Source organism: Pseudomonas sp. EggHat1 (genome assembly GCF_014892995.1).
Lineage (GTDB): Bacteria > Pseudomonadota > Gammaproteobacteria > Pseudomonadales > Pseudomonadaceae > Aquipseudomonas > Aquipseudomonas chaetocerotis.
In genome coordinates, this window is sequence record NZ_JACKQK010000017.1 from 45,885 (window position 1) to 71,627 (window position 25,743).

A 25,743-nucleotide genomic window follows, 5' to 3' on the forward strand; every position below is an offset into this window, starting at 1 on the left:
TTCAGCCCTCCTGAAGGGCCTCGATGCTCAACCCGTGCCATGCGCTTTAATCAGCGAACGCTCATACGAATGAAACTATTGGTTCCAGGCCCACCATGCCTCGATGCCTCGAACAGATAAAGGCCCCGGATTTCATCCGGGCTACGCCTCAAAACGACGACGCTAGTTCACCTTCCCCGGCGACGCATCCTCGAAGCGATTCACCTTGCGCAGGCTCTTGAAGCCGAGCATCCAGCCGCCAGTCACGGTCAGGGTGCAGGCGCAGCCGATCAGCGCCGCCGGCACCACGCCGAACCAGGCGGCGCTGGTGCCGGCGCGGAATTCGCCGAGCTCGTTGGAAGAACCGATGAACAGCATGTTCACCGCGTTGACCCGGCCACGCATGGTGTCCGGGGTGGAGAACTGCACCAGTGAGGAGCGGATGTACATGCTCACCATGTCCGCACCACCGGCCACCACCATCGCGGCGAACGATAGCCAGAACAGGCTGGACAGCGCGAACACCAGGTTGGCCACGCCGAACAGCGCGACCGCGCCGAACATCACCAGGCCGACATGGCGGTTGAACGGCTTCATGCTCAGGTACAAACCCACCGATACCTCGCCGATGGCCATGGCGCTGCGCAGCAGACCAAGGCCCGTCGGCCCGACTTCCAGCACTTCCTGGGCGTAGATCGGCAGCAGCGCTATCACGCCACCCAGCAGCACGGCGAACAGGTCCAGCGAGATGGTGCCGAGGATGATCGGCCGCGTGCGGATGAAGTGGATGCCAGCAGTAAAACGCGCCCAGGCAGTGGACTCCAGCGCCTGCATTTTTTCCGCGTAGCGCACCGGTACCCGCAGCAGCAGTGCGGAGCCAGCGAGGAAGCAGGCCAAGCACACCGAGTAGGTCAACCCGCCGCCACCGATGGCGTACAGGCCACCGCCGATCACCGGGCCGGAAATGGTCGCGCCGCGCATGATCATGCTGTTGGCCGCAATGGCCGCAGCCAGGCGTTCGCGCGGCACGATCTGCGGCAACAGGCTCGATAGCGCCGGCCCGGTGAAGGCGCGGCCACAGCCGTAAAGCACCAGCACCGCGTAGTACCAACTGACCGCCGCCTCGCTCAGCGACAACCACAGCAACACCGCCGCACACACGCCCTCGACCAGCCAACTGAGCATGAGGATCAACTTGCGGTCGTAGCGGTCGATCAGGTCGCCGGCGGGCATCAGCAGCACCAGCATGGGAATGAACTGGGCCAGGCCGACATAGGCCAGCGACAGCGGATCGCGCGTCAGATCGTAGACCTGCCAGGCCACCACGATGGCCTGGATCTGAACGGCGAACACCACCACGATGCGGGCGATGAGAAACGGCAGGAAACCGGGAAGTCGGTAGACGGAAACAGGGGCAGCGGACACGGCGAAAATCTCGAGGCAGGACCGGCCAGTGCCGGACGAAGTTAGCCGGCCAATCTAAGGCAAAGCTCCGCCACGGGGCAAACCCGAGAACAGGCTGTTGCGCAGATCACGCCCTGGACTACGCGGTGGCGTCAGACACACACGAGCGCCTTACCGGACAACGCAGGGTGCCGCGCCTGGTTCGGTCACTGTAGGAGCGCCGCCCCGGCGCGAAGACGGGTACGGCCGTATCGCAATAGTGAGTTGCCGGCTCCATTCGCCGCTGGGGCGGCTCCTGCAGGTGTTGGCAGCTCGGGGGATGCGGGAGGTCATTCCTCCCGCCAATATCCAGGCTAGACGAATGCCTGGTCGCCGAAACCTCGCGGCAGACGCTGCGGGCCTGGCAAGGCAGCCAGACGCGCCTCCCAGGAAGTGCGCCAGTCGTTGATGGCGCGGGCAGCCTTCTCGCGGCGGGCGGCACGGCGCGCGGCATTGCGTGAGTTACGTCGAGCTTCGGTGAACACTTCGGTCTTACGGCAATTGCGGCATTTGACCTTGGCCAATTCGGTGGTGGCGGGCAGCTTTTCACCATGAGAACCACAGGCTAGGTGGCCAGAGACTTTGTAGTGCGTAACCATCGCGTTATCTCCTTGATTGTGGGTGCCCGACTGCAGCCAGCCGGTCTACACCCCTCAGGAAATGGGACTGTGCAAGCGGTACGCGGGTTCATTGCCATCGACCAAGGGGCATGCCGCCTCTGGCCGTGCGCCCCACCAAACGGTTTTAATGCGCTCTTTTACCGGAACCTCACCATGCCCCTGAGCCCCGATGAACTCGCGCAAATCAGCGCTCTCACCCTGGCCCACTACCAGAGCAGCGCCGAGGATTTTCGCGAGGGCACGCGCGACCATGATGTGAGCCAGAACATTGCCGCCCTGCTGCGTCATATCGAAGCTGAAAAGCCCTGGCGTATCCTCGATTTCGGCTGTGGGCCAGGGCGTGACCTGCGCACCTTCAGCGGCCTCGGCCATACCGCCGTCGGCCTCGATGGCTGCGCCGAGTTCGTCGCCATGGCGCGTGCCGATAGCGGCTGCGAGGTGTGGCAGCAGAGCTTTCTCGAACTGGACCTGCCGGCTGGACATTTCGACGGCATCTTCGCCAACGCCAGCCTGTTCCACGTGCCGGATCAGGAGCTGCCGCGCGTGCTCGGCGAGCTGCATGCGGCGCTCAAGGCCGGTGGTGTGCTGTTCAGCTCCAACCCGCGCGGCGAGAATCAGGAAGGCTGGAACGGCCCGCGCTACGGCAGCTACCACGACCTCGAACGCTGGCGCGCACGACTCACGGCGGCCGGCTTCGTCGAACTGGAGCATTACTACCGCCCCGCCGGCCTGCCACGCGACCAGCAACCCTGGCTGGCCAGCGTGTGGCGGCGACTCGGTTGAGGCTCACCGCCGCAAGGCATGCCAGGGCGTTCGCTCGGGACAGCCAGGCGCCTGGTAGTTCCCTGCCTCGCCCTAGTCGAGTACAGGGCGGAAGAAGCTGCGCTCGTAGCTGAGGACGCAGCGCGTCTCCTCGGCGTACTTGAACGCCGCCTGGCACTCGGCGTCGACGAATGAATCCTGACGGTAGCGCTCGTAGTCAGTCAGGCTGGGAAAACTGAACAGTGCCAGCGCGACGTTATTGGCACCCTCGGACGGCAGGAAATAGCCATGGTGCGTACCGCCGAATTTCTCTACCAAGGGAATCCACAGTTTCGCGTAGCGCTCGAATTCCTCGAGTTTGTAGGGGTCGACGATGTAGCGCAGGTAGCAAGTGATCATGGCAGTCCTTCCTTGCGGGCATGTTCGATGAGCGCGCGATATAAACACGGCTCGGCCGGCAGATGCAGCTGCTACGGAACGAAATCGCCTTCGCCAACAACCGCCCGCAGCAGAGCACCGAGCATCGGCGCCCCAGTGCCCGCGAAGCGCTTCAAGTTGCACCTGGCTGGAAGGAACCGGCACGGCTTCGCGACAACATCAGCGCCAGGCCTGCGACCCAGATCACCGAGATACCGTAATTGATGCGCTGGTACAGGCCGAACGAATGCCCGGTCTCGACGGCCTGGGCCATCAGCACCACAGTGGCCACGGCCAACACGGTGCAGGCGAGGGAAAACAGACCGAAGCCGCGAGCGCCCATCAGGCGTTTACTCGCAAAGGCCCAGAGCAGGCTGGCCAGGGTCAGCGATAGGAACATCACCAGCCCGGCCAGGTTGTGCATCTGCTGCGAGAAGGACGGCTGTACTGGCGCACATCCCTGGTCGCAGGGGAAATAACCAGTGGCGAAGCTGGCCAGCCCATGGACGAGAATCAGCCCGGCACTGAGCAGCGCCAGCCGCGAGCCGCGCAGCCGACGCAGCACGCCCACGGCGAAGAGCACAAAGAGCACGCCCAGCGGCAGGTTATTGACCCAGGCCGAGAAGCCCTGGGTGGGTGAGCCCTGCGCTCCAAGCTGGCTCATGGCCTGATCCAGATGGCTGTAATCGGGGTACGCCAGCGCCGTCAGCAACACGCCGAAGAACAGCCAGAACGGTATCAGCACGCCCAGGCCAAGCAACATCCGATCAAGGTTTTTCATTCGTCCCTGCTCCTTGCGGGTAGTGGGGGCCCATTGCCCCTGCGGTGAGTCGGCTAACGGGTCTTGAGCGACGGCAGCAGCGCAGTGAGGATGCCCAGCAGCGGCAGGAAGGAGCACAACAGGAACACCTCCTCGATGCCGTGGATGTCCGCCAGGTAGCCGAGCAGCGCTCCGCCAATACCACCAAAGCCGAACATCAGACCGAAGAACAGCCCGGCGATCATGCCGACGTTGCCAGGCATCAGCTCCTGGGCGAAGACCACGATGGCGGAGAACGCCGAGGCCAGGATGAAGCCGATCACCATGCTCAGCACGCCGGTCCAGAACAGGTCGACGTGCGGCAACAGCAGGGAGAACGGCGCCACGCCGAGGATGGAGAACCAGATCACCTGCTTGCGCCCGATGCGGTCGCCGATCGGCCCGCCGAAGAAGGTGCCGGCCGCCACCGCGCCGAGGAACAGGAACAGGTAGAGCTGCGAGCTGGCCACCGACAGGTCGAACTTCTCGATCAGGAAGAAGGTGAAATAGCTGGTGAAGCTGGCCATGTAGAAGTATTTGGAGAACACCAACAGCGCCAGGATCAGCAAGGCGAACTTCACCCGCCCGGACGACAGGCCATGAGTGGCCATGCCGCCCTGCTTGAGTTTGAACAGCGTCAGGTGGTGGCGATACCAACGGCTCAGGCCATATAGCACGACGATGGCGAAAGCGGCGAACAGGCCGAACCAGGCGACGTTACCCTGGCCGTAGGGAATGATGATCGCCGCCGCCAGCAGCGGGCCGAAGGCGGTACCGGCGTTGCCGCCGACCTGGAAGGTGGACTGCGCCAGGCCGTAGCGGCCGCCCGATGCGAGGCGGGCGATGCGCGACGCCTCGGGATGGAAGGTCGAGGAACCGATGCCCACCAATGCTGCGGCCATGAGGATCGCCGGAAAGCTGCCGACGAAGGCCAACATGAGGATGCCGACCAGGGTACACAGCGAACCGGCCGGCAACAGCCAGGGCTTGGGATGGCGGTCGGTGTGATAGCCCACCCAGGGCTGCAGCAGCGAGGCGGTGAGCTGGAAGGTCAGGGTGATCAGACCGATCTGGGCGAAGCTCAGGCCGTAGTTGAGCTTGAGCATCGGGTAGATGGCGGGCAACACCGCCTGGATCAGGTCGTTGATCAGGTGCGCCAGGGCGCAGGCGCCGATCACGCGCATCACCAGAGGGCTGGCCTGGCTGACGGGCGAGGCAGCGGCCAGGGGCGTAGCGGCAGGACTGCTGGACATGCTTGAAGCTTCCGAACGAGGTGAGGAACGGCGCTATGCTAGGCTGCGCCCAATCGCCTGTCTCACGAAGACAGGGCAGCAACCCTCGAAAAAAAGGCATCCTCATGCGCTTAGCTGACAAGTTGCTGGCCGAGATCGACGCTTCCCCCTGGCTTGTCAGCAGCAGCGCCACCGATTACCCGATCAACGCCGTCATCGAGCCGCACTCGCACCGCAACAAGCACCAGCTGATCTACGCCATCTCCGGGGTGATGGTGGTGACTTCGGCGCTGAACCAGTGGACGGTGCCGCCGAGCCGAGGCATCTGGATGCCCTGCGGCCAGGTGCATGCGATCCGCTGCATCGGCAGCGTGCGAATGCGCAGCGTCTTCGTGCGCCCCGACAGCCTGGCGGACATGCCCGCCGAGTGCCGCGCCGTGGCCATCTCACCGCTGCTCAGCGAGCTGATACGCGCCGCCGTGGCGATCACCCAGCCCTATGCCGACGACTCGCGCGAGGCGCGGGTGATGCGCCTGATCCTCGATGAATTGCGCATCCTGCCGACCCTGCCGCTGCACCTGCCGCAGCCGGCCGACCCACGCATCCAGGCGATCTGCGCGACGCTGCAGAACGATCCTGGCGACGCCTCCACCCTGGCTGAATGGAGCACCCGCCTGTGTCTGGACGAGAAAACCATCCAGCGCCTGTTCCAGAAGGGCACCGGCATGACCTTCGGCCAATGGCGCCAGCAAGCGCGCCTGTTGTTGGCCCTGGAGCGCATCGCCCTGGGCGAGAAGATCATCGACATCGCCGGGGAGCTGGGCTACGAAAGCCCCAGCGCCTTCGCCACCATGTTCAAGAAGCAGTTCGGCACGACGCCCAGCCAGTTCTTCAAGTGATGCTGAGGCTGCCCAACGCTTGCTCGCAGCATGCCGACGACACTCATTAGCCACTTCAACAACCGCTATATACAAATAAACATAACGATGTAGGATTGCGCATCCGGTCTGTCGTCAGGATCGACGCCACGAGAAATACTCATGCTCAAGCCTCTCAAGCACAGCCTTCTCGCCCTCGGCCTGGTCTTCGCCAGCGGCGCCATCGCCGACGAGGTCAAAGTCGCGGTCGCCGCCAACTTCACCGCACCAATGCAGGCCATCGCGCCTGCCTTCGAGAAGGCCAGCGGGTACAAGCTGCTCGCATCCTTCGGTGCCACCGGGCAGTTCTACGCGCAGATCAGGAATGGTGCGCCGTTCGATGTACTGCTCGCAGCCGACGACACGACGCCGGCCAGGCTGGAACGCGAGGACGCGACCGTGCCCGGCTCGCGCTTCACCTACGCCATCGGCAGCCTGGTGCTGTGGTCGGCCGATGCCAGCTACCTCGACGGCACGGACGCAGCGCTGAAAGCCGGCCAGTTCAGGCACCTGTCCATCGCCAACCCCAAGGCCGCGCCCTATGGCCTGGCAGCGATGCAGGTGCTGGACAAGCTGAGCCTGAGCGAAGCGGTCAAGGGCAAGCTGGTGGAGGGCCAGAACATCACCCAGGCGCATCAGTTCGTCTCCAGCGGTAACGCCGAGCTGGGTTTCGTCGCGCTGTCGCAGGTGTACAAGGACGGCCAGCTCAGCAGCGGCTCGGCCTGGATCGTCCCGGACGCCATGTACGACCCGATCAGGCAGGACGCGGTGATGCTCAAGCAGGGCGCGAACAACCCGGCCGCCGTCGCACTGGTCGAGTATCTGAAAGGCCCGGAAGCGACCAGGGTGATCGAATCGTTCGGCTATAAACTGCCGTAGCCCGGATGAAATCCGGGGCCATCCGCCTGAGCATGCCCCGGATTGCATCCGGGCTACTTCTGCCACCGGAACCCACCCATGCCGCTGTCCAAGAACGACCTCGATGCGATCCTGCTGACCCTCGAGCTGGCCTCGCTGACCACCGTGCTGCTGCTGATCATCGGCACGCCCATCGCCCTGTGGCTGGCGCGCACCGACTCCTGTCTCAAGCGCCCGGTCGGTGCCGTGGTGGCGCTACCGCTGGTGCTGCCACCGACGGTGATCGGCTTCTACCTGCTGGTAAGCATGGGGCCCAACGGTTTCTTCGGCCAACTGACGCAAAGCCTGGGTCTCGGCACCTTCACTTTCACCTTTACCGGCCTGGTGATCGGTTCGATCTTCTATTCCCTGCCCTTCGTCGTGCAGCCGTTGCAGAACGCCTTCGAGGCCATCGGCCGTGGTCCGCTGGAGGCTGCTGCGACCTTGCGCGCCAATCCCTGGGACAGCTTCTTCAGCGTCGTGCTGCCGCTGGCCCGCCCAGGCTTCATCACCGCCGCCATTCTCAGCTTCGCCCATACCATCGGTGAGTTCGGCGTGGTGCTGATGATCGGCGGCAATATCCCTGGCAAGACCCAGGTGGTCTCGGTGCAGATATACAACCACGTGGAAACCATGAACTACGCCCAGGCGCACTGGCTGGCCGGTGGCATGGTGGCGTTCTCCTTCATCGTTCTGCTGGCGTTGTACAGCGGGCGCAGCACCCGGATGAGGGCACTGTGATGTTCGGTTTCGGCAAGGCCTCGGCGCCTGTCGTCATTGACGATGGACGCATTCGCGCGCGCTTTCTGGTCAGGCATCCGGGCTTCACCCTGGACGTCGACCTCGACCTGCCCGGGCGCGGCGTCAGCGCGCTGTTCGGCCATTCCGGTTCGGGCAAGACCAGTTGCCTGCGCTGCTTCGCCGGGCTGGATCGCCCGCAGCAGGGCTACCTGCAGGTCGCTGGCGAGCTCTGGCAAGACAGTGAGCGCGGGTTCTTTCTGCCCGCACACAAGCGGGCCATCGGTTACGTATTCCAGGACGCCAACCTGTTCCCGCACCTGAGCGTGCGCAAGAATCTAGAGTACGGCCAACGGCGCATCCCCGCCGCGCAGCGCAAGGTGGCGTTGGATCAGGCACTGCAGCTGCTGGGCATCGGCCATCTGCTCGAGCGCATGCCCTCGGCGCTGTCCGGTGGCGAACGCCAGCGCGTCGGCATCGCCCGTGCGCTGGTCACCAGCCCGCGCCTGCTGCTGATGGACGAGCCGCTGGCTTCGCTGGACCTCAAGCGCAAGCAGGAAGTGCTGCCCTATCTGGAGAGGCTGCACGAAGAGCTGGACATCCCCGTACTCTACGTCAGCCATGCGCCGGACGAAGTGGCGCGCCTGGCCGATCATCTGGTGCTGCTCGACGAAGGCCAGGTGCGCGCCAGCGGCCCGCTCAAGGAAACCCTGCTGCGCGCCGACCTGCCCTTCGCCAGCGACGAGGATGCCGAAGCGGTGATCGACGGCCAAGTCTGCGGCCACGATGCCGCCTACGATCTGCTGGAGCTTCAACTACCTGGCAGCGAGGCGCGCCTGCGCTTGCCCCATACGGCGCTGCCCAGCGGCCATCAGGTTCGGGTGAAGATCAAGGCACGCGACGTCAGCCTGGCGCTCAATCGCGCCGAGGATTGCAGCCTGCTCAACCTGCTGCTGGCGACGGTGGAAAGTTGGCAGGCGCTAGACGCGCAGATGCTGCTGACCCTGCGCATCGGTGATCAACGCCTGCTGGCGCGAATCACCCGCTACTCCTTCGATCAGTTGGGCATTCATGCCGGACAGGCGCTGTGGGCGCAGATCAAGTCGGTGTCGCTGTTGGCACCGTAGGGTGCGGGACAAACGATCCGGTCGACCGTGGGGTGCGCCACGCGCACCGAGCACGCGCACATGCCCCCCAGCTCGTAGTCCGGATGCAATCCGGGGCGATTAGCAGATGCCCGACAATTGCGGCATACCCGGTGCGCATGGCGCACCCTACGCAGGTTGGTGCACGCCGTGGGGTGCGCCGCGATGAAAAAGGTGGTGCAGCGATAATGGTCTCAGGCGCGCAAGCGCGCCTGCTGTTCGATGCGGCTCTGCAGGCGATATAGATAGCCGAAGCCCTGCTCCCAGTAACGGTGCCCGGACTTCACGTTGATATGCCCGGCACCGCTCAGAATCGCCGCCTCGCTACCCCAGGCCCGCGCCAGCTCCATGGCGCGCAGGGCGCTGGCCGCTGCGTCGTTGTCGGAACCCACCAGCAGGCTGGGAAAGGGCAGCAGATCACGCGGCATCGGCGCAAAATTCTGCAGCGGTTCAGGGCAGCCCAGCCGCTCGACATCGGCCGGCGCCACCAGCAGCGCACCGCGCACACGGCGCAGCAGTTCGACCGGTGCCTGCGCGGCCCAATGCGCCACCGTCACGCAGCCCAGGCTATGGGCGATGAGGATGAGCGGACGCGGATCGTCGGCGACTGCCTGGTTCAACGCGGTGACCCAGTCGCCACGCTGCGGGTTGAGCCAGTCCTTCTGCTCCACACGCGCGCTGTTAGGCAGGCTGCGTTGCCAGTGACTTTGCCAGTGTTCTTCGGATGAGCCCTGCCAGCCCGGCAGGATCAGATAACGGATTGCTTCGCTGCCCATGACGGCGCCTCCTTGAATCGAATGGCGTCAGTCTAGGCAGCACGAGTCAATTACAAAAAGAATAAGAACTTATTTACTTATTCCATATAAGCAAGAAATCGCACCACACCTTATATTTCCAAAAAGCATATAAATGTTCTTAAACAATATTTTTAAGAATATTTACGCCTCTCTACTATCCGCTCCACGCCAGCGTCGGTACTCCATACCGCCGCCGTGGCGACCTATTCACAAGGAGCCTGGAAATGACCGCGACGCTGAGAAACCTCGAAGGCCAGGACGAAGCCGTGATCCTCCGCGAGATCCAGACCGCCCTGCATGGCCTGAAATTCGGTTCGGTGGAAATCACCGTGCACAACGGCCAGGTCGTGCAGATCGAGCGCAAGGAAAAGATTCGCCTGCAACAACCGAGTACCAAGAACAGCTGAAACATGATGCGGCCCGACTGGACCACCAGAGGGCTCGAGAAAGATCGCCCCGCCTGACACCCAATACGCCAACACAAGAATTTCACAGTTAGGAGCTGCACCATGTCCCTTCGTCGTTTTGCCCTGGCCGCGCTGGCCAGCAGTCTGATCGCCGGCCCGGTGGCCGCCGCACAAACCCTGCTCAACGTGTCCTACGACCCGACCCGTGAGCTGTACACCGAATTCAACGCCGCCTTCAACAAGCACTGGCAGGCCCAGGGCAACGAAGCGCTGACCATCCAGCAATCCCACGGTGGCTCGGGCAAGCAGGCCCGTGCGGTAATCGATGGCCTGCGCGCCGACGTGGTGACCCTCGCTCTGGCCGGCGATATCGACGAGCTGTACAAGCTCGGCAAGCTGATCCCGGAAAACTGGCAGGAGCGTCTGCCGGACGCCAGCACCCCCTACACCTCGACCATCGTGTTCCTGGTGCGCAAGGGCAACCCGAAAGGCCTGAAGGACTGGGATGACCTGGTCAAGCCGGGCGTGGAAGTGATCACCCCGAACCCGAAAACCTCCGGTGGTGCACGCTGGAACTTCCTCGCTGCCTGGGCCTATGCCCAGCAGAAATACGGCAGCGAAGCCGAGGCCAAGGCCTTCACCGAGAAGCTCTACAAGAACGTCCCGGTGCTCGATACCGGCGCCCGCGGCTCGACCATCACCTTCGTCAACAACGGCATCGGCGACGTGCTGCTGGCCTGGGAGAACGAGGCCTTCCTGGCGCTCAAGGAAGAAGGCGGGGAGAACTTCGAGATCGTCGCGCCGTCGCTGTCGATCCTCGCCGAACCGCCGGTGAGCGTGGTCGATCAGAACGTCGACAAGAAAGGCACCCGCAAAGTCGCCGAGGCCTACCTCAACTACCTGTACAGCGAGGAAGGCCAACGCATCGCCGCCAAGCACTTCTACCGCCCACGCAACCAGGCGGTGGCGGCCGAGTTCGCCAAGCAGTTCCCGCAGCTCAAGCTGGTAACCATCGATGCTGACTTCGATGGCTGGAAAACCGCTCAGCCGAAGTTCTTCAACGACGGCGGCGTGTTCGACCAGATCTACCAAGCCCATTGATCCGTAGGGTGGATCACGCTTCACCGATCCACCATCGCCCCTGCGAGTGCCGCTGGTGGAAGTGAAAAGCGACTTCCACCCTACACACTAGGCTGCGCGCACTCAGATGGTGCGCACGGCGCACCCTACTCCGTAAAGGTTCACTCCATGTCTCGCCGCACTTCCCCCGTCATACCCGGCTTCGGGCTGACGCTGGGTTACACCCTGGTGTACCTCAGTCTGTTGGTGCTGATTCCCCTGGGTGCCATGTTCGTCCACGCTGCCCAGCTCACCTGGGATCAGTTCTGGGCAATCATTTCCTCACCGCGCGTGCTGGCCGCCCTGAAACTTAGCTTCGGCACCGCCTTTCTCGCTGCCATCATCAACGGCGTGATCGGTACCCTGCTGGCCTGGGTGCTGGTGCGCTACACCTTCCCCGGTCGCAAGATCATCGAAGCGATGATCGACCTGCCGTTCGCCCTGCCCACAGCCGTTGCCGGTATCGCCCTGACCGCGCTCTATGCGCCTAACGGTTTGATCGGCCAGTTCGCCACGTCCCTGGGTTTCAAGATCGCCTATACGCCGCTGGGTATCACCCTGGCGCTGACCTTCGTCACCCTGCCCTTCGTCGTACGCACCCTGCAGCCGGTGCTGGCCGACATCCCGCGCGAGGTCGAGGAAGCCGCCGCCTGCCTCGGTGCCAAGCCGCTGCAGGTGGCGCGTCACGTGCTGCTGCCGGCGCTGCTGCCGGCCTGGCTGACTGGCTTCGCCCTGGCCTTCGCCCGTGGCGTTGGCGAATACGGCTCGGTGATCTTCATCGCCGGCAACATGCCGATGAAGACCGAGATCCTGCCGCTGCTGATCATGGTGCAGCTGGACCAGTACAACTATGCCGGCGCCACCGCCATCGGTGTGCTGATGCTGGTGGTGTCGTTCATCCTGCTGCTGCTGATCAACCTGCTGCAGCGCCGCATCAGCCGTTCTTGAGGAGCCAGGCATGTCATCTGCAACCCTGACGGCCAGCGCCGTCAACAATGCCGCGCGCCGCGGTAACGCCCTGGGCCGCCGCCTGCTGATCATTTCGGCCTGGCTGGTGTTCGCCTTCTTCCTGCTGCTGCCGTTGTTCGTGGTGGCGACCGAGGCGCTCAAACAGGGCGTCGGCGTGTTCGTCGCCTCGATCCTCGAACCCGACGCCATCAGCGCACTGAAACTGACCCTGCTCGCCGTGGGCATCGCCGTGCCGCTCAACCTGGTGTTCGGCGTGGCCGCCGCCTGGTGCGTGAGCAAGTACGAGTTTCGCGGCAAGAGCATTCTGGTGACCCTGATCGACCTGCCGTTCTCGGTGTCACCGGTAATCGCCGGTCTGATCTACGTGCTGCTGTTCGGCGCCCAGGGCTTCTTCGGCCCCTGGTTGCGCGAGCACGACATCCAGATCATCTTCGCCCTGCCCGGCATCGTCCTCGCCACCGTGTTCGTCACCGTGCCCTTCGTCGCCCGCGAGCTGATCCCGCTGATGCAGGAGCAGGGCACACAGGAGGAAGAGGCCGCGCGCCTGCTCGGTGCCAACGGCTGGCAGATGTTCTGGCACGTGACGCTGCCCAATATCAAATGGGGCCTGATCTACGGCGTGGTGCTGTGCACCGCCCGGGCGATGGGCGAGTTCGGCGCGGTATCGGTGGTCTCCGGGCACATCCGCGGCTACACCAACACGCTGCCGCTGCATGTCGAGATTCTCTATAACGAATACAATCACGTCGCCGCCTTCAGCGTTGCCAGCCTGCTGCTGCTTCTGGCGCTGTTCATCCTGCTGCTCAAGCAGTGGAGCGAATCCCGTATCAACCGCCGCAAAGCCAGTGCTGGCGAGGAATAAACATGAGTATCGAAATCCGTAACGTCAGCAAGAACTTCAATGCGTTCAAGGCGCTGAACGAGATCAATCTGAACATCCAGAGCGGCGAACTGGTCGCCCTGCTCGGCCCGTCCGGCTGCGGCAAGACCACCCTGTTGCGCATCATCGCCGGCCTGGAAACCCCGGACAGCGGCACCATCGAGTTTCACGGCGAGGACGTCTCCAACCACGACGTGCGTGATCGCAATGTCGGCTTCGTGTTCCAGCACTACGCGCTGTTCCGCCACATGACGGTGTTCGACAACGTCGCCTTCGGCCTGCGCATGAAGCCCAAGCGCGAGCGCCCGAGTGAAGAGGTGATCCAGCAGAAGGTGCACGAACTGCTCAACCTGGTGCAGCTCGACTGGCTCGGCGATCGCTACCCGGAGCAGCTCTCCGGCGGTCAGCGCCAGCGTATCGCCCTGGCCCGCGCCCTGGCAGTGGAGCCGAAAGTGCTGCTGCTCGACGAACCCTTCGGCGCGCTGGACGCCAAGGTGCGCAAGGAGCTGCGCCGCTGGCTGGCGCGCCTGCACGAGGACGTGCACCTGACCAGCGTATTCGTCACCCACGATCAGGAAGAAGCCATGGAAGTGGCCGACCGCATCGTGGTGATGAACAAGGGTGTGATCGAGCAGATCGGCACGCCGGCCGAAGTCTACGAATATCCGGCCAGCGATTTCGTCTACCACTTCCTCGGTGACGCCAACCGCCTCTACGTCGGCAATGATCACCACGTGCTGTTCCGCCCGCACGAGGTCGACCTGTCCAGCGAACCGAGCCCGGAGCACAAGGCCGGCGAGGTGCGCGACATTCGCCTGCTCGGCGCGATCACCCGCATCACCCTCAAGGTCGAAGGCCAGGACGAGCTGATCGAGGCCGAGGTGGCCAAGGATCACGTCAGCCTGGACAACCTCGCCCGCGGCACCACCCTGTACTTCAAACCCAGGGGCGGCAAGCCGGTCAGCGCCTCAGCCTAAAGCCACCCGTAGGAGTCGCGCCCCGCGACGAAAAGCCCCGCCCCGGGGCGGGGCTCCTACACGGTGAAGCATTGGCACGCCTTAGTACGTAGGACGAGCTTAGGGTGGGCGTAGGGTGGGCGTAGGGTGGGCTTCAGCCCACAGAAACAGAGCTCAGCCTTTATTTGGTGGGCTAAAGCCCACCCTACGAATCTAAAGCGGATCGTCGCCCGGCCCACCCTACGAAGCCGCGATCGCCATGATCGCCCTGCGCCCCTTCGGTGAAACCTGCAGCGCACGCGAACCCGTGCTGCGCCGCAGCCAGCCCTCACCTTCGCACAGACTCAGCAACGCCGCGCCCAGCGCACCACCGAGATGCGGCTTGCGCTCGCTCCAGTCCGGGCAGGCACAGAGTCGCTGGCGGCGCTGACGGTTGATCTGCTGCAGATCGATGCCCAACGCCTGCAGCCCCTGCTCACCACTTGCCGTCAGCTGCAACGCACCGCCCTCCTCGCTCAGCCAGTCAGCCGCGCGCATGCGCGCGAACACGCCGACCGCCAGTTCGCCGGCCAGATGGTCATAGCAGGTGCGCGCCTCACGCATGGCCTGCGGCGTCCCGCGTGAAGCCGGCACCGCGCGCGGTTGCCGTGGCTGCGCGGCCAGCGCGGCACTGGCCAGGGCCTCGACCAGTTGCCCGACTTCCGGCCCGGCCAGACGGTAATAGCGATTGCGCCCATGGCGTTGCTGCGCCAGCAGGCCGCCTTCTACCAGCTTGGCCAGGTGCGCGCTGGTCGACGAAGGCGACAGCCCCGCCAGCAAGGCCAGCTCGCCAGCCGGCCGCGCGCTGCCGTCCATCAGCGCCCAGACCATGCTGGCGCGTCCGGCATCGGCGAGCAGTGCGGCAATCGAACTGAAACCCGGTGCGTATTCCATAGTTCACCTCATGACGAAACATGGCGTGCAGCAAATGTGGATACTGGCAGGCAATTTCAGCCAGAGCCAGCCAGGGAGAAACCGATGCTCGCCGTGATCTTCGAAGTTCAGGCCAAGCCAGGCCAGCAGCAGGACTATCTCGACCTCGCCGGTGAGTTGCGCCCGCTGCTCGCCGAGCAGCCGGGTTTCATCTCCATCGAACGCTTCCAGAGCCTGACCCAGCCGGGGAAGATCCTGTCGCTGTCGTTCTGGCAGGACGAAGCCGCGATCCAGGCCTGGCGCCAGCGCGATGAACACCGACGCGCACAGACGGCAGGACGCGAGGAGGTCTTCAGCAACTATCGCCTGCGCGTGGCTCAGGTACTGCGCGACTACGGCATGCACGAGCGCGAACAGGCGCCAGCCGACAGCCGCGCGATCCACGAGCAGGGGCAGCGCGATGACTGAGCACCTGCCGCTGATCCTCGCCACCTTCCTGCTCGCCGGCATGGTCAAGGGTGTGGTCGGCCTTGGTCTGCCGACCATCGCCGTCGGTCTGCTCGGTCTGGTGATGGCGCCACTGCAGGCCGCCGCGCTGCTGATCATCCCGTCGATGGTGACCAACATCTGGCAGTTGTGCGACGGTCGCAGCCCGCTGCCGATGCTGCGCCGGCTATGGCCGATGCTGCTGGGAATCCTGTGCGGCACGCTGCTGGTGGCCGCCCTGCTGCAGAGCCTCGACCTGCCCGGCGCCACCCGCTGGCTGGGCGTCGCGCTGGTGATCTACGCAGTACTTGGCCTGGCCAAGGTGCACTTTCGCGTGGAGCGGGCCAAGGAAGGCTGGCTGAGCCCGGTGATCGGAGCGATCACCGGTGCGATCACCGCAGTTACCGGTGTATTCGTGATTCCCGCCGTGCCTTACCTGCAGGCCATCGGCCTGGAGAAGGACGATCTGGTTCAGGCCCTGGGGTTGTCCTTCAGCGTCTCCACCCTGGCTTTGGCGGCAGCGCTCGGTCACAGCGGTGAACTGCTGCAACCGGCGGTGCTGGGTGTATCGGCCCTCGCTCTGCTGCCCGCACTGCTGGGCATGGCCGGCGGCCAGTGGCTGCGCAAACGCATCAGCGCGGAGCGCTTCAAACGCTGGTTCTTCATCGGCCTGCTGCTGCTCGGTGCCGAGTTGACGCTGCGCGGTCTCTGAACCTGACCATCAAATGGCGGCAGCCTGCGAGTGCTTGAGGCCGAACCATTGCAACTCGGCCAGCAGCGCCACCGCCAGCGCCTGGCCGATGATGAAGGCGTAGCCGAACAGGTTCGGCGACACCCAGCCGATCACCAGTACCAGCAGGCTGTCGATCACCCACAGCGCGTTGACCGCGATCACCGCCCAGATGGCCTGGCGGCTGATTTCGGCGCGGTTGGACAACCACACCAGCAGCGCCGCGAAGGGCAGCAGCGCGCTACCGGCGACCAGCAACAGCAGGCGTGGCAATTCGAGGAAGGCGCCCAGCCAGCCGGCCGCCAGGACCAGCAGCAGGCCGGTGACGCCGCTGAGCAGACCATCGAGCAAGAGAGCATTGCGCAGCATCGGGGTGGGTTGCAGTGCGTTCATGATGAATCCTCCATAGGGACACCGGGGTGGTGCCTGGCCTACAGATTTCGCCGAAACGCGCGGGGCGTCGATTACCTGCCAGGTAATGGCCGGCATGACCTGACTGAACTATCGTGCTGACCATGAACAATACCCAGACCGCCGGCGCCCTGTTGCGCCAATGGCGCCAGCGGCGCCGCTTGAGCCAGCTCGACCTCGCCTGCGAGGCGGAGATATCCACCCGCCACCTGAGCTTCGTCGAAACCGGACGCGCCCAACCCAGCCGCGAAATGCTGCTGCACCTGGCCGAGCAACTGGAGATTCCCCTGCGCGAGCGTAATCGTCTGCTTAGCGCCGCCGGCTTCGCCCCGCTGTACAGCCAGTACGAGCTGAGCGACCCGGCGCTGGCCCCAGCCCGCCAGGCCATCGAACAGTTGCTCAAGGCCCATGAGCCCTATCCGGCGCTGGCCATCGACCGACAATGGAATTTGCTGGCAGCCAACGCCTCGGTCGGCCCCTTCCTCGCCGGCATGCCGGACTTTCTGCTCGGCCCGCCGCTCAACGTGATGCGCCTGTCACTGCACCCCGAGGGCCTGGCCCCGCGCATCGCCAACCTGGCGCTGTGGCGCGCACATCTGCTGATGCGCCTGCAGCGCGATGCAGAAATCAGCGGCGACGAAGCCTTGTTCAGCCTGCTCGATGAGCTGCGCGGCTACCCGGCGCCGGCAGAGGTCCCTGCGCCGCCGAGCGATGCAGTACTGGTGCCGCTGCAGCTGCACAGTGAGCACGGTGTACTCAGCCTGATCAGCACCATTACGGTGTTTGGCACTCCGAATGACGTGACCCTCGCCGAATTGGCGCTGGAGACCTTCTTCCCCGCCGACGCCTTCACCGCCGACTACCTGCGCAACCTGGCGAAAAGCCCCTGAACGGTAGCGATTTCCGACGAAATCACTCTTTCGGGTCATGCTCCGCGACGCTTGGCGCAGTAGTCTTGGCGCTGCGTCGTTGACGCTGCCAATGCATACCTGCTCAAAACAATAACAAGGAGCACCCCGGATGCGCTGTAAAGCACTGTTGCGTCATGCTTTTCTCTGGTCGCTCGGACTCTTCGTCGGGCTCTCGCCAGTGGCCTTCGCCGAGGCCGTCAGCCCGCAGGAACAGATTCAGGTACACGCCAGCCGCGCCACCAGCAGCCTGATGCTGTTACGTGGCGAAGGTTTCCAGAAGACCCATCAGCAGCGCCTGGAAGCCGACCTCGCCGCGCTGGCCGGTGCGATGCAGAGCCTGCCGCAGGGCAGCGCCGAACTCACCAGCGCACATCAGGCGCTCGTTACCCAATTGCGCAACGGTGTTTCCTATGGCCCCGGTGACGAGAACGTGCCCTGGCGCTTCCCCGAGGACCTCAGCCGCGCCCTGCGTGACTTCCTCAGCACGGCCCGGGCCCTGCCGGGCGCCGAAGGCCAGAGCGAGCTGGCGGCAAAGGTCGAGTACCTCTGTGTGCAATACCTCAGCCGCTCCTACCTGGGCACCTTCGAGATCGCCCGCGAGCAACCCGGCACCTACCTCGGTCAGGACGAACGCCTGCTGCTGCCCGCCATCGACAGCGAGCTGCAGGCAATCGAGGATCAATCCGACCCGCAGGTGACCAAACTGCAGACGCGCTGGAGCTACCTGCGTGCCGCGCTGGCCGACATGAACAGCCAGAGCAACACCCTGCAGAGCGTCTCCGGCCGTCCCTTCGCGCCCATTACCGTGGATCGTCACGCACGCTCGATGACGGCGCAGTGGATGGAGATGTTCTAGAAAGGCTCGCGGCTAAAGCCCCTCCCACAAAACCGAATGGCCGTGGGAGGGGCTTTAGCCGCGACGAACAGCAGCACGTGCTCAGGCCAGCGCCTTCTTCTCGCGGATGCAGGTCGGGCCGGCGATCTCCACCACGGCATGTTCGACTTCCTTGCGCAGGCCGAGCAGGAAAGCCAGTTCAGCGACCACGAACAGCGGGCCGATCACCAGCCCCATGACGTCATCGACGAAGGCCGGCTTGCGTCCTTCGTAGTAATGACCGACGAACTGGATGACCCAGCCGACCACGAACAGGCCAATGCCTGTCGTCAGCCACAGGGCTGTGGAAGCGACCGCCAGGCTGGCACCGGCCCACAGGCACAGCCCCAGTAGCACAGCCATGAGCAGGCCGAAACGGGTGTCCAGACGCAGGTAGAACCATGCCGACGCCAGTGCCACCAGCGTGGCAGGCGCCAGCCACAGGCCGGCGAGATGGAAACCTGGCCGCGACAGCAGCACGGCGACGGCCAGCACGATCATCGGGATGCCGAGGAAATGGCTGGCGATATTGCGCCGGTCGCGATGGTAGGCGGCATATTGCGCCAGGTGATCGACGAGGGTTTTCATTATTATCGTCCTCAGGTGTGAAACGGGCCCGTACATGATCCCTCCACCTTGGCTAGTCGCACTGTCGGCTAGCCGACAATGGCAGGGATGGCCGCACCGCCGCGCAACCTCACAGGAGCCGCAATGCCCGATCCCCGTCATTACGTCAGCCAGCTGAACCAGGGCCACTGGTTCGCCGCATTGCCCCCAGCGCTGAGCCAGAGCCTGTTGGAAATGGCCCAGGTGCAACGCCTGGATGCCGGCCAACGGCTGTTTCGCCGTGGCGAAAAACCCAGTGGGCTGTATGCGGTTGTCGAAGGTGCAGTGCGCATCGGCGCGGTCAGCGAAAGCGGCAAGGAGGCATTGCTGACCCTGGTCGAGCCGCCCTACTGGTTCGGCGAAATTTCCCTGTTCGATGGCCTGCCACGCACCCACGATGCCTTCGCTGAAAGCGCCAGCACCCTGCTGCTGCTGCCCCAGCACGACCTGCTCGCGCTGCTCGAACGCGAGCCGCAGTACTGGCGCGACTTCGCCCTGCTGATGAGCCACAAGCTGCGCCTGGCCTTCCTCACCCTGGAAGACATGAGCCTGCTACCCGCCGCGCCGCGCCTGGCCCGACGGCTGCTGCTGATCGCTGAGAACTACGGTGAAAGCGAACCGCGCCGGATTCTGCACCTGGCCCAGGAGCAGTTGGCGCTGATGCTCTCGCTGTCACGCCAGACCACCAACCAGATCCTCAAGGAGTTGCAGGCGCAGGGCGTGGTGCAGCTCACCTACGGTGAGATCGAAATTCTCGATTTCGAACGTCTGCGCCAGCTGGCCTCCTGAACCGCTGGCGTCCTGCCACTGTCCAACCCCTGTCGTTTTTCTTGCAGGAAGTACCGCACCGATGCCAGACAATGCCCCCGCTCCGCTGCCTGATGTGCTCGCCGGCCCGCTGCTGCGCCGCCTGGAGCCCGGTCGCCTGGTGCTGTGGCTGGTGGCCAGCCACGAACTGAGCCTGCAACTGTGGCTGCAACCCGAGGGCCAGGCGCAGCAGACGCATGCGCTGGACGAACACTGCCAGCAACTGCCGCTGGGCCGGCACGCCGTGCTGCACCTGATCGACCTGCCGCTCGAACAGGCACTGCCACAGGACCAACGCATTGCCTACGACCTGCAGATCATCGACAGCGCGGGCGCGAAAGGCATGCGCGATTGGGCGCCGCACCTGCTTTACGACGGCGCCGAGCATGCCGATTTCGTCCTGCGCTCACGTGTCGACCACCTGCTCCACGGCTCCTGCCGCAAGCCGCACCATGCGGCTGATGACGGCCTGCTCTGCGCCGACCGCCTGCTGGCAAGTCAGCCCGAAGCCAAGCAGCGCCCGGCGCTGTTGCTGATGAGCGGTGATCAGGTCTATGTCGACGATGTCGCCGGCCCAATGCTGTGCGCCATTCACCAACTGATCGCCCGCCTCGGCCTGTTCGACGAGTTTCTCGACGGTGCCGTGGTCGAGGACAGCCAGGCGCTCTACGCCAACCCGGTCGGCTACTACCAACGCGCCAACCTGCTGCCAGCGGTGAAGAGCAACCAGACCCTGCGCGACAAGTTCTTCGGCGGCGTGGAAAAGCCGGTCTTCACCAGCAGCAGCGCCGACAACCATCTGGTGACCTTCGCCGAGATGATCGCCATGTATCTGCTGGTCTGGTCACCGCTACCCTGGACGCTGATCAGCGAACAGCAGCCGCCGCTGGACGAGGAACAACAGCAGCGTTACGCCAACGAACGCGAGCGCATCGATGCTTTCCGGCAAAATCTCGGCCAGGCTGCGCGGACGTTCGCCCACCTGCCGACGCTGATGATCTTCGACGACCACGATGTCACCGATGACTGGAACCTCTCCGCGCGCTGGGAGCAGACCGCCTACGGCCATCCGTTCTCCAAACGCATCATCGGCAACGCCCTGCTCGCCTATCTGCTGTGCCAGGGCTGGGGCAACAACCCGGATGTATTCGATGAGCCGCTGCAGGCCTTTGCCGAACTGCTGCAGCAGCGCCAGGACAATCACTTGCAGGCCAAGACGCAGGACGCGCTGATCGACCAGTTACAGGCTTTCGAACAGTGGCACTACGTGCTGCCGACCACGCCGGCGCTACTGGTGCTGGATACCCGCACGCGCCGCTGGCGCAGTGAAGGGCACCTGTCGAAACCATCGGGGCTGATGGACTGGGAAGCGCTGTGCGACTTCCAGCAGGCGCTGCTCGATCACCCTAGCTGCATCATCGTCTCGCCGGCACCGATGTTCGGCGTGAAGCTGATCGAGGGCATCCAGAAACTGTTCACCCTCGCCGGCCACCCGCTGATGGTCGACGCAGAAAACTGGATGGCCCACCGTGGCGCGGCCAGCGTGATGATGAACATCTTCCGCCATTCGCGTACGCCGGGGGATTTCGTCATCCTCTCCGGCGATGTGCATTACTCCTTCGTCTACCGCGTGAACATCCGTCATCACCGCGCCAGCCCGACCATCTGGCAGATCACCAGCAGTGGCATCAAGAACGAATTTCCGGCTGACCTGCTGGACTGGTTCGACCGCCTCAATCGCTGGCTCTACGCGCCCTGGTCGCCGCTCAACTGGCTGACCAAGCGCCGCCGTATGCGCGTCACCCCACTGATCCCCGACCGCAGCCGTTCGGGCGAACGCCTGTGGAACAGCGCCGGCCTCGGCCAGGTGTTCTTCGACGAACAAGGCCGACCGAAGCGCATCCTCCAGCTCAACGCCGACGGCTCGCCGCCGGCGACCTTCGTTGCCGAGCGTGAATCAGGCACGGCGACGGCACCACTGCCCGGGCATCCCGATCGCAGTGCAGCACCGCGGGACGGCGGCGCAAGCCACCCGTGAGCCGAGCGCATACGCCAAAGCTCAACGCCAGATGGCGCCGAAGCAGATGACATGCGAATTGACGACAGTTGGTAGGATCGAAAAAAGCAGGCGCCACTGGAGTGATCCGATTTGCCCCATGAACCCTCTGCACTCTCTAATTGGCTTCAAACTGGCACCACAAGAATTTTTCCAGTTCGGAGATCCCATTGAGCATTTACTCCTGCCTGTTAGAAACGCCATCCGTTCAGGTCTATCAAGCGCTTCGAGTTGGCTCTGGCCTTAGCGCAAAGACCGATGAGGCCGCTGCACGTGGCTTACCTAACAGCCTCTTTGCCGTGCAAATCCTGCATGGCGCCCAACCCGTGGGAATGGGCCGCGTGATCGGTGACGGAGGCTGTTTCTTTCAAGTCGTGGACATCGCTGTTCTCAGGGACCATCAGGGCAAGGGCCTCGGCAAGCGCATCATGGGCGAGATTCTGCGGTTCATCGAAACCCATGTGCCGGAAAGCGGCTACGTGAGCCTTATCGCGGATGGGCCAGCACAAGACCTGTACGCGCAGTTTGGCTTCGTTCACACCGCGCCGCGCTCTGTGGGTATGGCTTACAAACGCCCGAGGCCCGCAGATACCTGATGTAAGAGTCAGGCCGCTTCAGAAATGACGCCAATCATCTCTACGTCGATGACCGTAGCGGAGCACGACTGCCGCCAATCGCCACCGCCCGGGTCATCCCCTGCGCTTCAGCGCAGCTTTTCCAGCATCTGGTAGTACCACATGCCGGCGGCCAGCATCGGGTTGCCGAGTTGGTCGCCCAGCGGCACCTTGATGTGCTTGCAGGCGGCAAAGGTGTCGTATTGCTCCAGATCGCCAGTGATCGCCTTGGCCATGATCTCGCCCATGATGTGGGTGGTGGCGATACCGTGGCCGGAGTAGCCCTGGCAGTACCAGACGTTGGACGAGAGCTTGCCCAGCTGCGGGATGCGGTTCATCACGATGCCCATGGCGCAGCTCCACTGGTAGTCGATCTGCACGCCCTTGAGTTGCGGGAAGGTGCTCTCGATGCACGGACGCAGCTCGCCGGCGATATCGCGCGAATCACGTCCGGAGTAGTTGCAACCACCACCGAACAACAGGCGGCCATCGGCGGTCAGGCGGTAGTAGTCGAGCACGAAGCGGCAGTCGTACACCGCCAGGTCCTGCGGGTTGATTTCCTTGGCCAGCGCCCCGAGCGGTGCGGTGGTGACGATACCGCCCATGGCCGGGAAGATCAGGCCCTTGAGCGTGCGCCGTTCGAGCTTGTGATAGACGTCGCCGGCCAGCAGTACCTGCTTGGCCTCGATGCGTCCGCCCGTGGTGACCACTGCCGGACGCGGGCCGTGGACGATATCCAGCACCTCGGAATGCTCGAAGATCAGCGCGCCCAGGCTCTCGGCGGCCTTGGCCTCGCCGATGCACAGGTTGAGCGGGTGCAGGTGCATGTTGCGGGTGTTCTTCAGGGCGCCGCAATACAGATCGCTGCTGAGCTGGGAACGTACACCGGCGGCGTCGAGCAGGGTGACATCCTCGCCCATGCCACGGCGCAACGCCTCGTCGTAGGTCGCCTTGAGCTCGTCCATATGGCTGGCTTTCATCGCGGTATGCAGATGGCCGTGTTTGAGGTCGCAGTCGATGCCGTGTTTGGTCACGCGGTTCTTGATGATCTCGTGACCGCGCCAGCGCAGGTGCCAGATGAAGTCGTCCACCTCATCGCCCAGCGTGTTGCGCATCTGCTTGCGCATGGCCTCGTCGCCAGAGAGGCTGCCGGTGACCTGACCGCCGTTGCGCCCACTGGCGCCCCAACCGACCTTGTTGGTTTCCACCACGGCCACCTTGAGGCCACGCTCGGCCAGCTCCACCGCGGTGGCGATGCCGGTGAAACCGCCACCGATGATGGCCACGTCAACGGTTACGCTGCCCTGCAGCGTCGGGTAGTCGGTCTCGAAATTGAGCGAGGCCGAGTAGTAGGAAGGCGCGCGCTCGGCGGCGGGTTTGACAGCTTGGTTGATCGCGTTCATTGCATGTCCTTGTGGCGGCTAATCCGCCTTAGGGTGCGCTGTGCGCACCGATGAATCACTCGTCGCGGCTGAAGCCCCTCCCACAGGGAGCGCCCACAATCTCCCGATCTGTGGGAGGGGCTTCAGCCGCGACTTCCTCAGATAAGGGCCATCAGGCATTACTCAGATACCAGCGCCAATCCTGCTCACCGACTTCCCCCATGAACTGGCGATACTCGGCACGCTTGACCGCGAGAAAGACCTTGAGGAAATCGGCGCCAAAGGCATCACGTGCCCAGCTGGAACGCTCCAGCGCCTGGATCGAAGCCAGCCACTCGGTCGGCAGCAGGGTCTTGGCCTGGGCATAGCCGTTACCTTCCACCGGCGCGCCGGGGTCGAGGCGATCAGCAATGCCACGGTGAATCCCGGCGAGAATCGCCGCCGCAGCAAGATAGGGGTTGGCGTCGGCGCCGCAGATACGGTGCTCGACGTGCCGGGTACCCGCCGGGCCGCCGGGCACGCGCAGGCTGACGGTGCGGTTGTCCACGCCCCAGGTCGGTGCCAGCGGTGCATAGCTGTTGGCCTGAAAACGCCGGTAGGAATTGGCGTTGGGGCAGAACAGCAGCAACGAATCGAGCAGACTGGCGAGCATGCCGCCGACGGCCTGGCGCAGCAGCGGCGTGCCGGCGGGATCGATGCTGGCGAACAGGTTGGTGCCCTGTGCATCGGCCAGGCTGACATGCATGTGCATGCCGGTACCGGCCAGATCATCGAAGGGCTTGGCCATGAAGCAGGCCTGCATCCCGTGGCGGTGCGCCACGCCCTTGACCAGGCGCTTGTAGCGCACCGCTTGATCCATAGCCGCCAGCACCGGGCCATGTTCCAGGGTGATTTCCACCTGGCCGGGGGCGTACTCGGAAATCGCCGTGCGCGCGGGAATGCCCTGGGCCTTGCAGGCGGCGTAGAGATCACGCAGGAAGGGTTCGATCTGTTCCAGCTCGCGCAGGCCGTAGACCTGGGTCTGCCGTGGGCGGCCGCCGTCGGCATCCAGCGCCGGCTGCGGTCGGCCCTGGGCATCACGTTTCTGGTCGAGCAGGTAGAACTCCAGTTCGCAGGCCATCACCGGGTAATACCCCTCGGCTTCGAGCTGCTCGATCACCCGGATCAGCAACTGCCGTGGATCGGCCGGCGTGGCCGGCAGACCTTCGGTCGGGTGCATCGACACCTGCACGGCGGCCGTGGGCATCTGTCGCCAGGGCAGGCGCACCAGGCTGCCGGGCAGCGGATAGGCGCGACAGTCGATATCGCCCACCTCCCAGACCAGACCGGAATCCTCGACATCCTCGCCCTGGATGGACAGGCCGAGCATGGTGCTCGGCAGCGGCCGGCCGCTCTGGTACAGCGCCAGCAGCTCCTCGCGGTGCAGCAGCTTACCGCGCGGCACGCCATTGGCGTCGAGGATGAACAGCTCGATCAGCTCGATATCGGGATTGTTCGCCAGGAAATCCTGGGCTTCCTGCACAGCAGCGAAAGTCGTCATATCGCACTCGCTTGCGCCAGTTGGGCGCTCGGTGTCTGCACGGCCCGTTCGATTCTTGAACAGGTTGCACAAGCAGACAAGGTGATAGCAGCGGCTGCGGGCATGGCGCAGCCATCGATATTCAGCGGGCGGGGACGGTGTCCGGCGGGCGGGCGTGGCGGCAATGCCACAGCGCCCAGAAGGCGAGGATGCTGGTCAGCAGCGGGTTGAGCCGCTCCAACAAGCGCCGCCGCGCAGGAGCGCGGTACAGCGGAACATGGACTTGGCAGGCCGGGAAGATCATGGCTTGGCAGCGTCGCACAGGGTTTGACGTGCGTTAAATCGGGTTTTTCATACG

The 25,743-nt window shown here is 64.3% G+C and carries 28 protein-coding genes; 17 read left to right on the forward strand and 11 right to left on the reverse strand.

The window, feature by feature from the left end; translation table 11 throughout:
- Positions 1 to 162 precede the first annotated feature (162 nt).
- Positions 163 to 1,404: an MFS transporter gene (locus tag INS93_RS21635; RefSeq protein ID WP_192985491.1), complete on the reverse strand. Its 1,242-nt coding sequence runs from the start codon at positions 1,402 to 1,404 to the stop codon at positions 163 to 165.
- Positions 1,405 to 1,736: 332 nt separating this feature from the next.
- Positions 1,737 to 2,021 (reverse strand): hypothetical protein, encoded by a 285-nt coding sequence (locus INS93_RS21640; RefSeq protein WP_125836181.1) that lies wholly within the window; start codon positions 2,019 to 2,021, stop codon positions 1,737 to 1,739.
- Between the two features lie 174 nt (positions 2,022 to 2,195).
- Here INS93_RS21640 and INS93_RS21645 point away from each other — a divergent pair, with 174 nt between their 5' ends.
- On the forward strand, positions 2,196 to 2,825 hold the full coding sequence (locus INS93_RS21645) for a class I SAM-dependent methyltransferase (RefSeq protein WP_160018822.1): 630 nt from the start codon (positions 2,196 to 2,198) through the stop codon (positions 2,823 to 2,825).
- Between the two features lie 72 nt (positions 2,826 to 2,897).
- On the opposite strand, the gene INS93_RS21650 is transcribed toward INS93_RS21645, so the two are convergent.
- From INS93_RS21650 to INS93_RS21660, 3 genes are all read right to left on the reverse strand, one after another.
- Entirely contained in the window at positions 2,898 to 3,203 is a 306-nt protein-coding gene (locus INS93_RS21650) for an NIPSNAP family protein (protein WP_125836179.1), read from the reverse strand.
- A 151-nt stretch (positions 3,204 to 3,354) separates the two neighbouring features.
- Complete coding sequence (locus INS93_RS21655) at positions 3,355 to 4,002, reverse strand: DUF998 domain-containing protein (protein ID WP_192985492.1); 648 nt, start codon at positions 4,000 to 4,002, stop codon at positions 3,355 to 3,357.
- 53 nt (positions 4,003 to 4,055) lie between these two features.
- Positions 4,056 to 5,273: an MFS transporter gene (locus INS93_RS21660; RefSeq protein WP_192985493.1), complete on the reverse strand. Its 1,218-nt coding sequence runs from the start codon at positions 5,271 to 5,273 to the stop codon at positions 4,056 to 4,058.
- A gap of 104 nt (positions 5,274 to 5,377) precedes the next feature.
- On the opposite strand from INS93_RS21660, the gene INS93_RS21665 reads away from it, so the two are divergent.
- The 4 genes from INS93_RS21665 (at position 5,378) to modC (ending at position 8,931) form a co-directional block, all read left to right on the forward strand.
- A complete protein-coding gene (locus INS93_RS21665; protein WP_192985494.1) occupies positions 5,378 to 6,151 on the forward strand; it encodes an AraC family transcriptional regulator in 774 nt (257 codons plus the stop codon).
- Between the two features lie 141 nt (positions 6,152 to 6,292).
- On the forward strand, positions 6,293 to 7,048 hold the full coding sequence (gene modA / locus INS93_RS21670) for a molybdate ABC transporter substrate-binding protein (RefSeq protein WP_192985495.1): 756 nt from the start codon (positions 6,293 to 6,295) through the stop codon (positions 7,046 to 7,048).
- A gap of 78 nt (positions 7,049 to 7,126) precedes the next feature.
- Complete coding sequence (gene modB / locus INS93_RS21675) at positions 7,127 to 7,807, forward strand: molybdate ABC transporter permease subunit (protein WP_192985496.1); 681 nt, start codon at positions 7,127 to 7,129, stop codon at positions 7,805 to 7,807.
- A complete protein-coding gene (gene modC, locus INS93_RS21680; RefSeq protein WP_192985541.1) occupies positions 7,807 to 8,931 on the forward strand; it encodes a molybdenum ABC transporter ATP-binding protein in 1,125 nt (374 codons plus the stop codon). The genes modB and modC overlap by 1 nt, the downstream gene beginning before the upstream one ends.
- A gap of 212 nt (positions 8,932 to 9,143) precedes the next feature.
- Here modC and INS93_RS21685 read toward each other — a convergent pair whose 3' ends face one another.
- Complete coding sequence (locus tag INS93_RS21685; RefSeq protein ID WP_192985497.1) at positions 9,144 to 9,725, reverse strand: RBBP9/YdeN family alpha/beta hydrolase; 582 nt, start codon at positions 9,723 to 9,725, stop codon at positions 9,144 to 9,146.
- Positions 9,726 to 9,970: 245 nt separating this feature from the next.
- Between INS93_RS21685 and oscA the strand changes: the two genes are divergently transcribed.
- The 5 genes from oscA to INS93_RS21710 all read left to right on the forward strand — a co-directional run bounded on the left by oscA (position 9,971) and on the right by INS93_RS21710 (position 14,098).
- Positions 9,971 to 10,153 carry a sulfur starvation response protein OscA gene (gene oscA / locus INS93_RS21690; RefSeq protein WP_074682162.1) on the forward strand — a complete coding sequence of 61 codons (183 nt, stop codon included), beginning with the start codon at positions 9,971 to 9,973 and terminating at the stop codon, positions 10,151 to 10,153.
- A gap of 102 nt (positions 10,154 to 10,255) precedes the next feature.
- Positions 10,256 to 11,254, forward strand: coding sequence for a sulfate ABC transporter substrate-binding protein (locus INS93_RS21695; RefSeq protein WP_192985498.1), 999 nt, complete (start codon positions 10,256 to 10,258; stop codon positions 11,252 to 11,254).
- Positions 11,255 to 11,401: 147 nt separating this feature from the next.
- A complete protein-coding gene (gene cysT, locus INS93_RS21700) occupies positions 11,402 to 12,220 on the forward strand; it encodes a sulfate ABC transporter permease subunit CysT (protein ID WP_108234170.1) in 819 nt (272 codons plus the stop codon).
- Between the two features lie 10 nt (positions 12,221 to 12,230).
- The gene (cysW, locus tag INS93_RS21705; protein ID WP_160018811.1) at positions 12,231 to 13,103 is read left to right on the forward strand and encodes a sulfate ABC transporter permease subunit CysW; all 873 of its coding nucleotides are present in this window, start codon (positions 12,231 to 12,233) and stop codon (positions 13,101 to 13,103) included.
- A gap of 2 nt (positions 13,104 to 13,105) precedes the next feature.
- The gene (locus INS93_RS21710; protein WP_192985499.1) at positions 13,106 to 14,098 is read left to right on the forward strand and encodes a sulfate/molybdate ABC transporter ATP-binding protein; all 993 of its coding nucleotides are present in this window, start codon (positions 13,106 to 13,108) and stop codon (positions 14,096 to 14,098) included.
- 219 nt (positions 14,099 to 14,317) lie between these two features.
- Here INS93_RS21710 and INS93_RS21715 read toward each other — a convergent pair whose 3' ends face one another.
- Positions 14,318 to 15,010 (reverse strand): ArsR/SmtB family transcription factor, encoded by a 693-nt coding sequence (locus tag INS93_RS21715; protein ID WP_192985500.1) that lies wholly within the window; start codon positions 15,008 to 15,010, stop codon positions 14,318 to 14,320.
- 84 nt (positions 15,011 to 15,094) lie between these two features.
- Here INS93_RS21715 and INS93_RS21720 point away from each other — a divergent pair, with 84 nt between their 5' ends.
- A complete protein-coding gene (locus INS93_RS21720; protein WP_192985501.1) occupies positions 15,095 to 15,457 on the forward strand; it encodes an antibiotic biosynthesis monooxygenase family protein in 363 nt (120 codons plus the stop codon).
- Positions 15,450 to 16,187 (forward strand): sulfite exporter TauE/SafE family protein, encoded by a 738-nt coding sequence (locus tag INS93_RS21725; protein WP_192985502.1) that lies wholly within the window; start codon positions 15,450 to 15,452, stop codon positions 16,185 to 16,187. The genes INS93_RS21720 and INS93_RS21725 overlap by 8 nt, the downstream gene beginning before the upstream one ends.
- Positions 16,188 to 16,196: 9 nt before the next feature.
- On the opposite strand, the gene INS93_RS21730 is transcribed toward INS93_RS21725, so the two are convergent.
- Positions 16,197 to 16,598 (reverse strand): hypothetical protein, encoded by a 402-nt coding sequence (locus INS93_RS21730; RefSeq protein ID WP_160018808.1) that lies wholly within the window; start codon positions 16,596 to 16,598, stop codon positions 16,197 to 16,199.
- Between the two features lie 122 nt (positions 16,599 to 16,720).
- Here INS93_RS21730 and INS93_RS21735 point away from each other — a divergent pair, with 122 nt between their 5' ends.
- Both INS93_RS21735 and INS93_RS21740 read left to right on the forward strand, forming a co-directional pair.
- Positions 16,721 to 17,506, forward strand: a complete 786-nt coding sequence (locus INS93_RS21735) for a helix-turn-helix domain-containing protein (protein ID WP_192985503.1) — start codon at positions 16,721 to 16,723, stop codon at positions 17,504 to 17,506.
- A 130-nt stretch (positions 17,507 to 17,636) separates the two neighbouring features.
- Entirely contained in the window at positions 17,637 to 18,383 is a 747-nt protein-coding gene (locus tag INS93_RS21740; RefSeq protein WP_125836164.1) for a hypothetical protein, read from the forward strand.
- A gap of 81 nt (positions 18,384 to 18,464) precedes the next feature.
- Here the strand turns inward: INS93_RS21740 and INS93_RS21745 are convergent, their stop codons facing one another.
- Entirely contained in the window at positions 18,465 to 18,989 is a 525-nt protein-coding gene (locus tag INS93_RS21745; RefSeq protein WP_192985504.1) for a DUF962 domain-containing protein, read from the reverse strand.
- A 123-nt stretch (positions 18,990 to 19,112) separates the two neighbouring features.
- Here INS93_RS21745 and INS93_RS21750 point away from each other — a divergent pair, with 123 nt between their 5' ends.
- The 3 genes from INS93_RS21750 (at position 19,113) to INS93_RS21760 (ending at position 22,466) form a co-directional block, all read left to right on the forward strand.
- Positions 19,113 to 19,796, forward strand: a complete 684-nt coding sequence (locus INS93_RS21750) for a Crp/Fnr family transcriptional regulator (RefSeq protein ID WP_192985505.1) — start codon at positions 19,113 to 19,115, stop codon at positions 19,794 to 19,796.
- Between the two features lie 61 nt (positions 19,797 to 19,857).
- The gene (locus INS93_RS21755) at positions 19,858 to 21,852 is read left to right on the forward strand and encodes an alkaline phosphatase family protein (protein ID WP_192985506.1); all 1,995 of its coding nucleotides are present in this window, start codon (positions 19,858 to 19,860) and stop codon (positions 21,850 to 21,852) included.
- A 188-nt stretch (positions 21,853 to 22,040) separates the two neighbouring features.
- Positions 22,041 to 22,466, forward strand: coding sequence for a GNAT family N-acetyltransferase (locus INS93_RS21760; protein ID WP_192985507.1), 426 nt, complete (start codon positions 22,041 to 22,043; stop codon positions 22,464 to 22,466).
- Positions 22,467 to 22,573: 107 nt separating this feature from the next.
- On the opposite strand, the gene INS93_RS21765 is transcribed toward INS93_RS21760, so the two are convergent.
- Both INS93_RS21765 and INS93_RS21770 read right to left on the reverse strand, forming a co-directional pair.
- Complete coding sequence (locus INS93_RS21765) at positions 22,574 to 23,887, reverse strand: NAD(P)/FAD-dependent oxidoreductase (RefSeq protein ID WP_226945665.1); 1,314 nt, start codon at positions 23,885 to 23,887, stop codon at positions 22,574 to 22,576.
- Between the two features lie 151 nt (positions 23,888 to 24,038).
- Positions 24,039 to 25,406: a glutamine synthetase family protein gene (locus INS93_RS21770; RefSeq protein ID WP_192985508.1), complete on the reverse strand. Its 1,368-nt coding sequence runs from the start codon at positions 25,404 to 25,406 to the stop codon at positions 24,039 to 24,041.
- Between the last annotated feature and the right edge of the window lie 337 nt (positions 25,407 to 25,743).